Genomic DNA, 15,187 nt, shown 5'->3' on the forward strand with positions numbered 1-15,187 from the left:
ACACTGTAAAAAGATTTATGATTGCGTATCTTTGACATTTTGATGTAACTTTAAAAATTCCAAAGCAACCTTCTCATAATCTGTTTTATCTTCATGAATATTTATATCAGAAGTGTTCTCCTGATATTTATCTATTAAAATATCAGCTATTTCCTGAGGATTAACAGTCTCTTTTATTGCGTTATACGAATCCATTTTAAACTCTATAATTGTAGTTTTTTTTATGTTTGAAGTGGAAATTAATATAGAAAATCCTAATAATAATTTTTCTGCCCCATTTGGTTCTGTTAACCACTCTTTTATTTTTAAACTTAATTCTGTTTTATCATTGTTATTTCCCCATCGTAAAATACTATTTAGAAGTGTTGATGAACCCGTTTTATAAGTATCTAAAAAACTTTCATTTTGAATTTCTGTTTTTATTTTCTCTATAACAACTGTAGCTATTCTTTGAAATTCATCACGGGTAAAGAAATCTTTTTTCACCTCTTCTGATGGTACAATCCATCTTAATATATCAACACAAAACATTAGTGATTCCACAATATTCATTGCTCTTGTAATTACAATTTCAGCTTCATCTTTAGGCTGTAATTGTAAAAGATGCCACATTGTTATTGCAATCCTTGAACGAATACTAAACATTTGATAAAAATGATTCGGAATTATCTTCTCAATTCTCGCAAGACAATATATAAGGTTTTCTGATTGTTTTACTTCCAATTTCCCTAGTGTTAAGTTTGCATCAATTATTACAAGAAATTTACCAAGGGCATCTGTATTAACTATATCATTACTGATAATCATACCTTTAAGCTTGCTAACTGCTTCATCAACATTCTCATTTTTCAACTCATCTAATAAGGAATTAAATTTCACATCAGATATGAGTCCATTTCGTACTGAGTAAACAAAATATTTTTCAAAATAAAACTCAGAACAAATTCTTCTATCCACAGACCAAGTTTTATCCCATTCACCACCATAAACATTCTGACCTGTAATTAAATATTCACTTCTCGGAAATAGTGCTTTTAAAATAGAAATGACTATATTCTTTTCTGTAGAAGGAAGTTTTTCAAATAACTCTTTCAATGCCTCTTTGTATTCATCATGTGTTGTATTTTTCCCGCTAAAACCGAGGTTTTTACCCGCATATAAAAATGCTTTTGCATTTCTATATATAAACTTATAGACATCCGGATAAAACACACGAATGCCCTCTATATAAAACAAGTCTACAACATTAACTTCATCTTTAAGTAAAGGCAAGGAAAAAACGATTGAATTTTGATGTCTTTTTGCAGCTCTTATTGTCAATGGTAAAATACCAAGGGATTTACTCCAAACCTCATTAAACCTTCTTAATTCTTCATCAGATAAAAATATCTGATTTTCATTAAGGACATTCTTAAATCCTCGAAAAATTATCCTTCTTATATCCTCAGAATCCGCTGGTGGCAAATATAACGGTACTTGAATAATTTTTTCTAAAAATGATGTTCCAATCTCACTCGCCTTTTTGCCACTATATTTTGTTGACAATACATTCTCGACTATCTCCTCGTCAAAAGCCAAAATATATATTGTATGTCTAAAATCAGCTATTAATTTTACCAGCTTAAAAACTGAATGAATCTCTTCGTCATCCAAACGATCTAAATCATCAATATATACGATTATTTTTTTGTTTTCTTTTTCAAGTTGATTCTCAATAATATCTTTCAATTTTTGTATATCACTATCAATCTTATTAGCTGCAATAAAGTCTTTAAATGAAAAATTGAATACTCCCATTCTTAATGTAACGGATGTTATCATTTGTGAATAATTTTTGATATTTGATATTAATTTACTTTTTTTCCCCGAAAAATTTTCTTCTATTCCAGCTATAAATTTATTGAAAAATTGCAATATAAGTTGCTCTTCATCTTTAAAATACCATGGATTAAATGAAATAATGACATTATTCTTATCTTCTTCAAATTTGGTTTTCATTAAATTTAATACTGAAGTTTTTCCTGTTCCCCATTCACCGTATAATCCGATTACAATACTCTCTGTTTCTTTCCAAGAACTAATCCTCGTTACTAATCCGTTTACAAAACCAGTACGCTCTAATTCGTCCTCTCCTTCCATTTTTATTGCATTATCTGCAAGGAAGGATAGATTTTTCGAATCAACTTTACTTTTTTTTATGTATAAATTTCTATTTCTAACTAACAAAACTATGAAATAAAAATAATATACTGTCCATCCCGCTATTTCCAAGCGATAAGTTAGGTCACCTTTAAAAAAACCAAACTTTACTGACAGCATGTAGAGTATACAACTTAAAAGAATACCAATCATATATGTATCAAAATTAAATGTAAAAATGGGATAATTTATTATCCTGCTTATATATTTCTTCTTAATTAGCACATAAATAAAAAATAATGCTATTACAAAAAATGTAGGGAGAATATATACATAACTTTTCATATAGCCATAAATTGTGTTTAAATCCATTGGTATAGATATTACTTTTTCATCTAAAAACCCTTCTATAGCAAATAAAAAAGCGGCTATAAATAATATACTGAGAATTCTTTCGGTATATTTTTGCCCTTTCAGATTTGTAAGACGATATTCTAATATTTTTTGTTTCAGTGTAACCTTATCGTTCATCTAGATCTTTTCTCCAATCTTGAGTATCTAATTCTTCCACTTCAATATATATTTAGTTCATACTTATCCCTATTTACTATAATTATTAATAAACAACACCCAGGTCAAACCTATATCGATCCCTGAGTGTCGTTTAAAAATATTAAATAAATTTATATAAAAAGGTTGTATCCCTATCTTAATCACATATGCATAGTAGCTTATACTACAATAAGTTCACCACTTCTTGTCTTTCTATCCATTTATCAAGCTTAGCCTTTGTATCATCATTTAATCTTTTTCTTTTACCTGATAACATCCTTGAAAGTGTTGAATATGATATATCTATTTCTTTCGCTAACTCACGAATACTTTTATTGTTCTTCTCTTTATACGTGTTCATCTTTTCAATATAGAACTCAATACTATTAGGTTTTTCTTGATTTAATATACTTATTGGCTTCTCTTGAATTACGGGTGGCTTTTCTTCCATCTCGATAACTAACGGTACCTGCTGCTTACTTTTCTTAGTAATCAACTCTTGTTGTAATTTAACCAGTTCATTTGTAGGAGAAATGATTACTTTCAATTTTAGCCAGTAGTTTTCAAACCAGTTTTTCCCCTTACATTTCTCCTCATCAATTTCAGGAGAGTACTTCCATTCCTTAATAACTTGGTCCCTCATAAGATCATCTAACGTCTTTTCAAAAACTTGTCTTATTAGACTTGGCTTTCTATTCATACTTATCTCCATAACTTGTAGTAGTCCTTTAGGGCCACCGATACTATATGAATGAGTTAGATGTTGATACGATTGTTGAATACGCCAACGCCAACTTAGATATCTGGTTACTCTTTTGTGATATCTTTGTTGCTTACTGTTATACTCCAATGCTTTCTTAGATAGTAAACCTGTTAGTTTCTCAGAACCATATAGATACTTCGATAAAAAACTACCTGGTGTGACATTCATACTCTCTATTCCTAATGTTTTATCCGTATCAATATCTTTTGCAATGATAATTTCATCCATTACAAATAACCTTCTAATTCTTTGCTTTTTATAAGCTAAGGTTTCATTCGGATCCTCTTCATTTAATATAACGATTTCATTATCTTCATTTACATAAATAAAAATACTAGCAAGCGCAGCTAAACGCTCCATAATCTTTAATCTGTCTTCTTTTCGATAATAAGCCTTCCCATTCTTGATTTGTTTCATATTACACATATCTAGTATTTGTTCGTAATGTACAGGCACAATAGTCTTATCATTTTCCGCACTCTTTACCCATAATTCCGTTACAATATCAAGGCAATCCGCCGTTAAATCATCCATTACTCGAGTTAAAAATGTAGAATCAATTAGCGTGTTCCACCTTTTAAGCTCTTTTCTTTGTAATTTCATATCACCATCATCGTGTGATGATACTACCACTAGACTATTTTGTTTATCCTGCAATTGCGCAATACGAACATTTTTATCTTGATCATCTGTAAACTTATTCTTAGCTATAGTGTCTGATAAATGGTACATAAACCCTGCATTACTTCGCTCTATATAATCACTCTTAGCCTCTGTATCTAAAGGTAATTCTTTTGCGACAACAGGCAGTTTAATCCCAAATTCCATATATAAGTCGTCTTTTAAACATTCGAAAATTTCTTCCTTATGATTATCTAGTTTTGGGAGAATGTCTATCGCAGATAATCCCAAAGCTTCTTTTTTAGAAACCCATTTCACTAGCCTTTCGAAAGTCTGTGATGAATAAGTTGAGTTGTAAATCCCCTGTAAATCTCTTTCTACATCTTGATAGAATTGTTGCCATTTATTTAAAACTTTTTCACTCCCCTCAACTCCAGTAAATAAAGGGTATGCTATGTAAAGTGTATTCTGAAATAAAACTTTTAATTTTTCCATTTAAATATATGCCTCCTGAATCCTCTTCTTTTAATTATAACAAGAGGTGTATACTATTCCTACTTTACTTGTATAAACTCTTACTTTACTCGTAAAAAATAGTTTCCAAAATCCTTCATACACAGGTAGCTAATTTAAAATTAGATTTGCTTTATCAGCTTTTATATCAGTAAACAATTTAATGATATAATTACCATTAATTATATTTATACTTAGGGGAGGAATTCTTTTGAAAAAAAACGTATGGTCTATGCGTATCTATACAAATCCAGGTATTATAGGCTGGGATTTAGGACCACACTTTCATTTTTTAAATGGTGATTCTGAAGAAATAACATTGAAGCCTATATTTGAATCACATCATGTAGATGTTTTAAAACCACAGGAATCTACAAGAGCGTATATTCGCTTTAACGCTTTAATGCGTCTAGTAAATGGATTACGTATTATAAATAAAGCAGACTTGATTAAATTAGATACATCCCTATTTTTTGATAACGGGATTAGTATTCAAAGTGTAAACTATGGGACTGATCTTGATATTTTATTGGAGGAACTAGAAAATCCTTTTGACAAAAATATGCTTGCAAAATTAGAGAAAAGAGATGTTAGTTCTCCCCCGTCTAGGCTCAAAGATTACACACAATTAATAATAGATGAACCTATTGTTAGAGAAGTAATAATTTTATTAACACTTTCACACGAACAAGCTATTTATCTTTTAATAAATACATATAAAATTTTTGAAAATATTAATACTGATTTGGATTTAAAAACAAGTAAATATGTAAACCCTGGTCATTTACCAGAAGATTTATTTGATTCGTTAACGAAATTAAAGGAATATACTCAGTACATAAACTCTAGAAATGGTTCAGGGATTTTAAGTAGACATGGCGCAACTAATATACCTGCTCCTGCACATAAACCAACTTTAAATCAAATAAAAGAACTTCTTGTTTCAGTAGTTGATGAATGGATGAATTATAAATGCACTATTGCATTTAAACGGAAATACACACGGAAATAGAACGTCAATTGACACTAAATATTACTACTCTAAAAACATTGTCTGATAAACCATATTAATATAAGCCAAACCATAAAAATCAGGACATATTTTGTAGTACTATTACTTAAAATACGTTCTGGTTTTTATACCTTATCTTTCTATGCACTTTATTTGTTCAGCTAGAAACGTTCCAAAAAATTGTGTTTTTTTATTAAAATCCGAGTCTTTTTGCCCATCCTCACTTCCACTATAAAACATGCAACATTTTTCCCTCCTTGCGTATCCTTCTTGCAAAACATGCAACACTTTCCCATCTTGCGTACCCCTCCTGCAAAACGTGCAACGTCTTTCCCATTTTGCCTACCTATTCTGTAAAACATGCAACATTTTTCCCTCCTTGCGTACCCCTCCTGCAAAACGTGCAACGTCTTTCCCATTTTGCCTACCTATTCTGTAAAACATGCAACATTTTTCCCACCTTGCGTACCCTTCTTGCAAACATGCAACACTTTCCCATCTTGCGTACCCTTCCTGCAAAACGTGCAACATCTTTCCCACCTTGCGTACCCTTCCTGCAAAACGTGCAACGTCTTTTCCATTTTGCCTACCTATTCTGTAAAACATGCAACATTTTTCCCACCTTGCGTACCCTTCTTGCAAAACATGCAACACTTTCCCATCTTGCGTACCCTTCCTGCAAAACGTGCAACATCTTTCCCTCCTTGCGTACTTTTCCTGTAAAACAAGCAACACCTTTCCCAACTCACGTCCTATTCCACTAAAATACGCAACATTTTTCCCATGTTGCGTACTTATTTCTCTAAACAAGCAACACCAAATATTTAAATTTCTAATGTCCAGTTAAAAAGAAGCAACAATTTTCCCAAGTCGCGTACCTATCCTATTAGCAAAATCAGCCGCAAACGCTGTTATATCAAGTGGTTTGAGATATTAAATCAAAAACAAACTATATATTCCATGAAAATTCTTTCCCAAGTTGCGTACCCATTTTTCTGAAAAAGAAGCAACATCTTTCCCAAGTTGCGTACCAAAAATCAATTGAAATATCTATAAACCATTGATGTTAAAGGGTTCCGCCCATTCTCAATAAATAGCATCATACAAGAAAAGAGCAACATCCCTTCCCAAGTGGCGTACCAAAAAAAAAATCAAACTTTTTTTCTATCCCTTGTGGCTCTAAGGCTCATAAGGTGTTGCCTTTTTTGAAATTCTCTCTTAAAGGGCACATTTTTACAAAATTCGTTTTGCTATAATCAAAATTGGAATATTTTATAGTCTTTTGGCATAAATTTCTGAATTTGTAGAACGGAGGTGAAAAAGATGGGGAAATCATTTGTAATACGAAATCAACGTAGCTTAAATGGGGAAACAACCAATGCTGTGCTAGTAACCATAAAATCTTGGCAAAAATTTGTGGAAACATTTGAGGAGAAATACTACAGCTATAAAGATACATATTTAGAAGATATTCTGCAGCACATGACATACGAAGAACGTATTGCTGACGTAGAAGGCTTTGTCGAAAAAGCCAAGCCATCTTTTTCACGTCGCGCAATGTCTGCAATTGCAGAAAAAACCGGAAGAAAACATAAATTATACGGTATTACGAATGCAGATCTTGAAGTATTCTTGTACTTACATAAAAAATGCTATACAAATGGTGTCATTCCAAATGTAACAATACATATGATGTGGGAAGATTACAAGCAATATAAAGAAGAATTTGCTTATATCCAACACTCTCAATTCTATATTGCATTAAAGAAATTAAGCTTACATAACATTATCTCTATTGAAAATGGCTTAGATGGCCGATATACAATCAAACTGACTCATTTTATGAACGAGGAAACAGAAAAAGCAAATCCGTACGTATATATTAGTCCTGTTGTATTTACAAAGGATTTCTTTAAGCTATCTGTAGCGGCTAAGAAATTATTCTTAGACATTGCGATGCAACAACATACGGAAACAACATTAAAGCGTTCTTTGGACAAGCAGGACGAAAGAGGAAACAAAACTCACTTCGGTGGGATGTATCGTTTCTTACATAAAAAATATCCGCATCAGATTCGTGCGGTTATCGAGGAATTAACAACTGCATTACCATGTACGGGGAATCCCCTATTCAAAATTTGCAAAATGCAAAAAGGTGTAAAGCATACAAAACGATATACAACACTATATCTATCTATCCATTCAGACTTCTTATGTTCGAAAGAAGCTGGAGAAGAACAACATAGGGATCCATTTACACCAAAAGCTACTTATGCTCGAAAAGCGAAATTTATCGAAGCAGTCCTACAAGAGATGAATATCGGTGAACTGTCTGCAGACATGAATAAATTCATTCATGTATTAAAGCATACTTGTCACCGTCAAATTCGCAGTGTAATTCGCGGACTACGTGACATGGTTGATCGAAAAGAAGGATATCCAACGAAAATTGTATATACATTGAAGAAACTATTGCATCAAACATCTCAATATCAAATTCTCGATACAGCAGCAAAAGAAGGTATCTACCCTCTTATTTCGCAGCATATACCAAAAGAGAGAAATAGTGACCGTGAGCAAGCTATCTTTAATTTTGGTCTACATTATTCTATGTACTCTCTTCATAACATTAAGAAGATGTTTAAGAATGTGCATGCACTACTGAAGCAGAAGTTTGCGGTACCAGTGACGGAAGAGTCTTATCACCGTAATTATCTAAAATACCAAGAAGAAACGTTATTTAGAAAATATGCATATGATCAGGGGGTTAATCTCCATGCATATATCGCTTTAGAAATTGAAATGCGTGAAAAACTAAAAGTTCGTGGCCATAAAGAACGCACGATTCCAAGTGATGTACGTGAATGGTTTATCGAGGCAATTGATAAGCTGCCACAAGAAAAACTTCGTGTTATTGAACTACCAAAGCAGTTTAATTTACTAGAGTTTATGCGTACCTTCGAACGTTTAGTACGTGCTGGAGTAACAATAACAGCTCCAGATCAGGTGCTACACGCAATGGAAATAAAATAATAGTAATGAGCTCTCTATTTTTGAAAAAATCGAAAGTGGAGGGCTATTCGTGTTTGTTTCATTAACACCCCTTTTCGACTACTCTATTTATACATACCAAATCAGAAGGACTTCATGTAAAATGGAGTCTTTTTTTATGCAATTCTATGCATATTCGATTCTAGCAATATATAACTCTCCACATAACGTCAGGGAGTATTCTTCTAATCTATTAAAACCTATCTTATAATACCTACAAAAAATCATAAGGAAAATTATAAAAATAGTGGATATGCGGACAAATATGATTCGATGTGAATATAATATTTCTAAAATCATTGTAATTACTAATGTTGTTGCATTTATCTAATAAAAATCATCAAAAAAAATGTGAGTTATGTGCAAACATTGATTAATGTTAACAAATAGTAGTCTAATCTGGATAAAATGTGGATAATTGAACGTTAGATATTGCTGTATTTAACAAAATAAAGAAAATAAATCCTATTTTCATAGGTGGATAAATATAAAGTAATTTGTATCAATTTCTTTCCGATTTCATGTAGAAATACATAATTCTCTTTATGCTTTTTTGTAGAATTGATAGTCTAATAATTATTGAATTTCCGTATACATTTTCTACTATTTATGATTTTTTATGTTCTAACATCAGATATTCCCTTGTGGGAGTAGATCTTTCCCCTATTTTTGATAACCTATAATAGTTTTATCTTTATTTCTTTTTAATATATAAGATATATATTTATAATAGATTTTTAATACAGCTAGTCTGATTGTTAATAAGATGTCCGACCTAATTGAAAATATTTGTAAATTACGTTATAATAATGGAAAATAAACAAATCATTACCCACATACTAAAGGACAAACCTACGTATCCCTACCAGGGCGAGGTTTGTCCTTTTTTCATTTTAGTAAACAATTCATATTTGGAGGATTAGTTTTTGTAATTCCTTTTTGGAGTATTATGATAACCCTATTTATTTTACTTTATAGATAATAATCAACATCTTCAAAACGCAAAGGGTTGTTTGTCCGTTTGCGTTTTGGAGATGCCAGCAACCGTGCGTAGCAAAGGGCGGTAGCAGGTCTTTCACTTATTTTCTGTTATAATATATCCTAAGAAATTAGGTGATTATTATGAACGAAACAATTTGTTTAGAGAAAACATTAGAGGCTTTTTCAGCGTATTTAAATGAAAAAGGACGAAAACATTCTACAATTCAACGTTATGCATACGATATTAAGGATTTTTTTAAGTGGTTAGAAGTAAATGAAATACTTTTTCATATCAAATCATGGAATGAACTTTCTGAAGCAGACTATCAGCTGTATTTCTCTGAGTTAGAAGACAAACGTAAATATTCTCAGAAAACAAGACACAGAATATGGGTTGTTTTAAAGAAGTTACACATGTTTTTAGGTATAGTTAGTCCGTTGGATGGTATTAATCTCTCTTTAATTCCGGATCAATCACTAAATGATAATGATTTTATTACCGAAATGGAAGGAAAGCTTTTAAAGCAAACTGTTCTATCAATAAAGGGATTAACGGAAAGACAAGCCAAATATCGGCCTCTAATCATGGATAGAAACGCTTGTATAATTAATTTAATAGTAAACTATGGTTTGTCTTTACAAGAGCTTGTATCGCTTAATATGAGCCATATACAGTTTGCTAGAAATACCTTAATGGTACCTGGAGAAAATGGAGCAACTAGGTCTGTCTCTTTAACTATGGAAGATACGCAGCAGCTTTATAAATATTACACGACTATTCCGGAACCTGTAAGACCTAGACAACACACAGATAATCCTCTATTTGTGGCATTTGATTTTAATCGAGGTACGTATCGTTGGGTGTACGAAAAGGATGCGCCAAAAGCATTGTCTGAAGTTGCTATACAAAAGATGATACGACTTGAAGTGAAACGTGCGGAATTAAATAGGCGTATCTCTGCACAGCAGATGAGAAACACTTTTATTCTCCGTCTTATTAAGCAAGGATTAACTGAAGATGAGTTGGTAAGTATGATGGGGTTCAAAACTAAAATATCTTTAAAAAGATATTATCAATATTTACAGTTGTAGCTTTGAAATAAAGTTTGATCAAAAATACCTCGCAATCAATTGAATAAGACTACATAAAAAGTCACTTTCCCTTACGTAAGGAAAGTGACTTTTTAGATTGATTTTTTCCCTTGTTATCAAGTTATTACTTTAAGTTCCTTTGACCAATTTTGAAAATGTTGTTGACTATTCAGTTGAACTGCATTATGTTATTATTAAGTTGAACTATACAGTTGAACTGAATGGAAGGTGAGGATATGAAACATAAATTATTACCATTGTCTGAAACCATGCACTATATTTTATTAGCTCTGCGTGAGCCACTCCATGGCTATGCCGTAATGCAGAAGATAGAAAAGATAAGTAACAGTACTGTTATTTTAGCAGCTGGTACATTATACGGTGCGATTGAAAACTTGAATAAGCATGGTTGGATTGAACCTGTTGGAGAGTCAGGTCGGAGAAAAGTTTATATGATAACTGCAGAAGGAAGCGCCATTTTGAAAATGGAACAAAATAGGCTATTGCATATTTTATCCCTGTACGAAGGAAGTGAATCCAATGAAGAAATTTAAGATGTTTTTTGATATTGAAAAAGAGGAGCAATGGCTGAACGAGCAATTACAAAAAGGCTATCGTTGTACAAATATTAGTGGATTAGGAATATACACTTTCGAAGAAACTGACAAGAGATATATTATACGACTTGATTATCAAGATTATTTACCTAAGAAAAAGTTGTTTGAATACAAAGGAATATATGAGGATTTTGGTTGGAACTATTTAAAGGGGCCCTGGCTTAGTGGAATACGGTATTGGCAAAAAAAAGATGCTGATCAAAATGAAATCTTCTCGGATCGCCAATCTAAGGATAATCATTATAAAAAATTAATGAATTCTTCATTTTGGTTGGTTATGCTGTGTTTAGCCTATTCTTATATGTTTTACAAGGATTCGGGATTATATCATGAAGGTCTTTGGAGTATGAAAGGTTCATTATTTTGGAAGGCATTTTTATTTGAAACTCCATTTGTCCTTTTGAAGTTGTCTTCCACACTTCTGTTTGTTTTTTTGGGTATCAATTTCTATAAAGCTTATCGAAAGTATTCAATGTTAAAAGAAAAATAAACGTTTTTTAATTTTTCCAGAATCGGGCGCGATTCTGGAATAAGAAAGGAGATTACATATTAGTCATATAAAATATGTAATCTCCTTTAATTTATTTATCTTTTTTTAATTTAGGTCTTGATAACATATTGATCAAAATGGATTCTTCCCCAGCAGATTTAAGTTTGGTTTTTATAAAAAAGTTCGATCATTTCTACCTATGTTGTTCAACAATCGCGCCCGTTTGTGAAATTGGCAAAGGCAGTCTAATTATCGAATAGCCCTCTTCCTCTCAGATTTGCGGAAACAGGCTCCTTTCCTATTTCACGTGCCCATATAGATAACTGGCCAATATGGTGGATTTCGTGGACAATGACATGACGTATGATCTCTCCGTGTGTACATTCAATGACTCGGCGCCTGATTGGTGCGTCTCTAGAGCTAATCGGTTCTTCATTGAAATCAGTTTCTGAAAGTTTCCGAGAATCCATTTCATTTGTCCAAGATGTCACAAATGGCTTCACTTTCTCATGGTATTGAGCTGAAAGATTTTTCACTTTTTGTAAGCTAGCATAATCCTCAAACAATGGCTCCTCAGGCACTGGTTCACCTCGCAAACCTAAGATCCACATATATTCCACATCTACAATGTGAAATAGGGTATGTAGTATACTGCCGAACCCACCGACCTGTTTCTTTAATAGTTCTTCATCTGGTATGTCTTCGCACAATGTAAACCAATCATCACGGATTTGCCAGTTATATTGAAACAGTTTCAACATCACAACAACCTCTATCTTTTATAGATTTAATATTTAATTTTCACCAAAAGACTTCAAAATCCTTTCTTAAATAATAACTCTAAAAAAACTGTTAAAATCCTCCACAAACTGGCCCTTTAGTTGAGTAACTTTATTGCTACTCAACGGTTCCTTAATCCGCCTTTCAGCTCAGATCTTCTTTTCACTTTTCACTATAAAAACACCCCTTTAGATAAACAGATCCAAAGGGGCAAAACATCGCGTCTTTTTTATAAACAGTTGATCTTTATTTCAAATCAATAACAGTGACCTATATTAATGTATTTTTCTTTGATTACTTCTTACTTTTCCGCATCTATCTTTTTAATTGCAGCTTCGTTCTGACTAATTATATCTTGAAAATGCTCTTGCTTATTTTCTTCTACAAACTGTATAAGTTCTTCGAATTCCATTATTATCACCTTATTTCATTAACTTTGGTTACTTGTTCTAATTCGAATACAGAAAGTACCTGGATGTGTAAAAATGTCTTTAGGGCATTCCAAACCTCTCTGTGGTCATCTAACGATACCTGGAGGGCGCTTTTCCAAACATCCATCCCAACCTCGTTATATTCAGGGCTTCCTTTTATAAGGCATCCTTTATGTATAGTAAACGAAATCGGATCAGTTTTTATATCTTGATATAGTACAAGTGTAGGAACCCAATCAATTGGAGTATATAAGTGCATAAGATTCTCCAAACATTTCTTTAGAACGCTATTGTCTCCTATGCAATGTATTTCACCACTTATTGTATCCATTATGATTTTTTCACTCGGATGTATCTCTCTAACGTAAAATGGTACTTGTTCTTCATAATGTTTATATATCCTTTTAAATGCTTCTATGGCCTTTTCTATTGATGCCGCATTAATAAAACTGATTTTATGTTTTGTAGTAATTTCTAATATGTATAGGCGCATAATTATTAATCCCCCTATATTTTCTATATATTAATTAATACATTGTATCATCTTACTATTAATTTAAAGAAAGTGACTACGTTACTGGTAGTCACTTTAAATATAACTTCTATTTACATGTTAAGCTATTTAAAAAGCCTCGTTTCCTAATTCCTTAAGTATTTTTGCAAAGAGATGGTTTGTCTCTTCGGATAGTATTTCCTCTCCCACTCTGCTTTAAGGGTACAGAATATAAAGAAAAATGCAGTGAAATCAAGGAATATAGCAGCATATAAAACAGTGTAAACCATAAAATACTATAAAAAAAGGGCAATCAAAGTGCAGTATTTGCATCTAATTAGAAATAGTTTATTCTCTCAAAGCGTTAATAAAACATCAATATTCAAAATAACATTATTATATATTAAAAATGCATTATATCTTGAACGCCTTTTCAAATGTAACTGTATTTCATATGGAGATTATCGTATCTGTTTTGAATTAAATAGATTTGGATTTGCTATAAAATAGTTGCCCGTCAAGCTAATCCAATCATTTGTTAGTACAGCAATTTGATAGATACATTTAGATGTTTTTTCTAAATACTCTTTTTTAATTTTTATATTTAGTAACAGCTTTTTCTTTATTTCTTGGTCGAATCTTCCTCCGCTAATAACAACTGCTTTATTATCTTTAAGTGGTTGCATAAGAATGTAAGAATCTGAAGAATTAGTTGGATTTATTTTATAGCCAGAAACAATCATATATTTAGAGCATTCCCCAATTACATCGAATACGCCCTCTGAATAAATTAATTCTTTATATTCACGAAGTGCAAAAACCATTTTTGCTAACAAACGTTTTTCTTTATCAGATAAGAAAAATGTTTCTAGTCCATCATTGAAAAATTTTATTAAATCACTTATATTCAAACCTATATTTTTATAAAAATGAAAACCTAATATTATCTTTTCTTCTAAAATAGATGAAATGTCTTCAGAAGAAGTCTGTAGTAATTTGGGATAGTTATATCTATTATTCTTATTTTCATCTGTTTCAAATAATAACGCACAGAAATCAATAAGGATACTTTGAACATGAAGATCTACAGTTCGTTTTGTCGTTAAGTATTCTTTTTTATCGATAATGCGTGTATTAATAATATTTCTTATAGAATCATTAAGTAGTTTAGTTAATTGTTTTTTTGATAACGATGTATTCTCTTTTGAATTATAAATAATAGGTTTCCTGAATCTAATATCAAATGGTAAATCTTCAACTTTGCCATATTCCGAGTTGAAAATACAAAGAATTTTAGACCAATCTAAAACTCTTGAAGCATACCCCAGCTCTATTAAGACATTTGGATTTGGCGTATATCGCCCTTCTGTAGCAGAATTAATTATACTTATATCTGACAAAAAAATGTCACAGTTATCAATTTTTCTAAAAATACTATCTACTAAATCTGGTGTTCCACTTTCATTTCGACTATCCATTTCTATTTCAATTTCCGTTACTTGCGGACAGACCTCGAGTAATTGTTTTGAAACTTTTTGAATGCAATCTCCTATTAATCCTCTGTTTTTGTTATTTGGCAAGTCAGATTGCCACGAGTAAAAAATTACAATTTTCATTTGCCTTAGCCTTCCCTTTCTCCTACAGCATATCTG

General features: G+C 31.7%; 10 protein-coding genes. 5 read left to right on the plus strand and 5 right to left on the minus strand.

What is annotated here, in order from left to right:
- Nucleotides 1–15 precede the first annotated feature (15 nt).
- Complete coding sequence (locus tag ACTFRM_RS24990; RefSeq protein WP_440021128.1) at nt 16–2,670, minus strand: KAP family P-loop NTPase fold protein; 2,655 nt, start codon at nt 2,668–2,670, stop codon at nt 16–18.
- Between the two features lie 205 nt (nt 2,671–2,875).
- Nucleotides 2,876–4,570, minus strand: a complete 1,695-nt coding sequence (locus tag ACTFRM_RS24995; protein ID WP_440021127.1) for a helix-turn-helix domain-containing protein — start codon at nt 4,568–4,570, stop codon at nt 2,876–2,878.
- A gap of 229 nt (nt 4,571–4,799) precedes the next feature.
- Between ACTFRM_RS24995 and ACTFRM_RS25000 the strand changes: the two genes are divergently transcribed.
- The 5 genes from ACTFRM_RS25000 to ACTFRM_RS25020 all read left to right on the plus strand — a co-directional run bounded on the left by ACTFRM_RS25000 (nt 4,800) and on the right by ACTFRM_RS25020 (nt 11,831).
- On the plus strand, nt 4,800–5,600 hold the full coding sequence (locus ACTFRM_RS25000) for a hypothetical protein (protein ID WP_440021126.1): 801 nt from the start codon (nt 4,800–4,802) through the stop codon (nt 5,598–5,600).
- Between the two features lie 1,323 nt (nt 5,601–6,923).
- Nucleotides 6,924–8,633, plus strand: coding sequence for a hypothetical protein (locus tag ACTFRM_RS25005; protein WP_440021124.1), 1,710 nt, complete (start codon nt 6,924–6,926; stop codon nt 8,631–8,633).
- Between the two features lie 1,140 nt (nt 8,634–9,773).
- Entirely contained in the window at nt 9,774–10,724 is a 951-nt protein-coding gene (locus ACTFRM_RS25010) for a tyrosine-type recombinase/integrase (RefSeq protein WP_440021122.1), read from the plus strand.
- Nucleotides 10,725–10,960: 236 nt separating this feature from the next.
- Nucleotides 10,961–11,278 carry a PadR family transcriptional regulator gene (locus ACTFRM_RS25015; RefSeq protein WP_002139689.1) on the plus strand — a complete coding sequence of 106 codons (318 nt, stop codon included), beginning with the start codon at nt 10,961–10,963 and terminating at the stop codon, nt 11,276–11,278.
- The gene (locus tag ACTFRM_RS25020; RefSeq protein ID WP_440021120.1) at nt 11,265–11,831 is read left to right on the plus strand and encodes a DUF2812 domain-containing protein; all 567 of its coding nucleotides are present in this window, start codon (nt 11,265–11,267) and stop codon (nt 11,829–11,831) included. The genes ACTFRM_RS25015 and ACTFRM_RS25020 overlap by 14 nt, the downstream gene beginning before the upstream one ends.
- A gap of 245 nt (nt 11,832–12,076) precedes the next feature.
- Here the strand turns inward: ACTFRM_RS25020 and ACTFRM_RS25025 are convergent, their stop codons facing one another.
- From ACTFRM_RS25025 to ACTFRM_RS25035, 3 genes are all read right to left on the minus strand, one after another.
- Nucleotides 12,077–12,592: a DinB family protein gene (locus ACTFRM_RS25025; protein WP_440021118.1), complete on the minus strand. Its 516-nt coding sequence runs from the start codon at nt 12,590–12,592 to the stop codon at nt 12,077–12,079.
- 436 nt (nt 12,593–13,028) lie between these two features.
- Nucleotides 13,029–13,535: a hypothetical protein gene (locus ACTFRM_RS25030; RefSeq protein WP_368661126.1), complete on the minus strand. Its 507-nt coding sequence runs from the start codon at nt 13,533–13,535 to the stop codon at nt 13,029–13,031.
- Between the two features lie 461 nt (nt 13,536–13,996).
- A complete protein-coding gene (locus ACTFRM_RS25035) occupies nt 13,997–15,151 on the minus strand; it encodes a hypothetical protein (protein WP_440043723.1) in 1,155 nt (384 codons plus the stop codon).
- Between the last annotated feature and the right edge of the window lie 36 nt (nt 15,152–15,187).

The sequence above is a fragment of the Bacillus cereus group sp. MYBK227-1 genome, from assembly GCF_051916325.1.
Lineage (GTDB): Bacteria > Bacillota > Bacilli > Bacillales > Bacillaceae_G > Bacillus_A > Bacillus_A cereus.

Coding starts and splice junctions, on each gene's coding strand:
- ACTFRM_RS25030 (WP_368661126.1), bottom strand. CDS start 13,535: ATGCGCCTATACATATTAGAAATTACTACAAAACATAAAATCAGTTTT.
- ACTFRM_RS25035 (WP_440043723.1), bottom strand. CDS start 15,151: ATGAAAATTGTAATTTTTTACTCGTGGCAATCTGACTTGCCAAATAAC.
- ACTFRM_RS25005 (WP_440021124.1), top strand. CDS start 6,924: ATGGGGAAATCATTTGTAATACGAAATCAACGTAGCTTAAATGGGGAA.
- ACTFRM_RS25025 (WP_440021118.1), bottom strand. CDS start 12,592: ATGTTGAAACTGTTTCAATATAACTGGCAAATCCGTGATGATTGGTTT.
- ACTFRM_RS25020 (WP_440021120.1), top strand. CDS start 11,265: ATGAAGAAATTTAAGATGTTTTTTGATATTGAAAAAGAGGAGCAATGG.
- ACTFRM_RS24995 (WP_440021127.1), bottom strand. CDS start 4,570: ATGGAAAAATTAAAAGTTTTATTTCAGAATACACTTTACATAGCATAC.
- ACTFRM_RS24990 (WP_440021128.1), bottom strand. CDS start 2,670: ATGAACGATAAGGTTACACTGAAACAAAAAATATTAGAATATCGTCTT.
- ACTFRM_RS25010 (WP_440021122.1), top strand. CDS start 9,774: ATGAACGAAACAATTTGTTTAGAGAAAACATTAGAGGCTTTTTCAGCG.
- ACTFRM_RS25015 (WP_002139689.1), top strand. CDS start 10,961: ATGAAACATAAATTATTACCATTGTCTGAAACCATGCACTATATTTTA.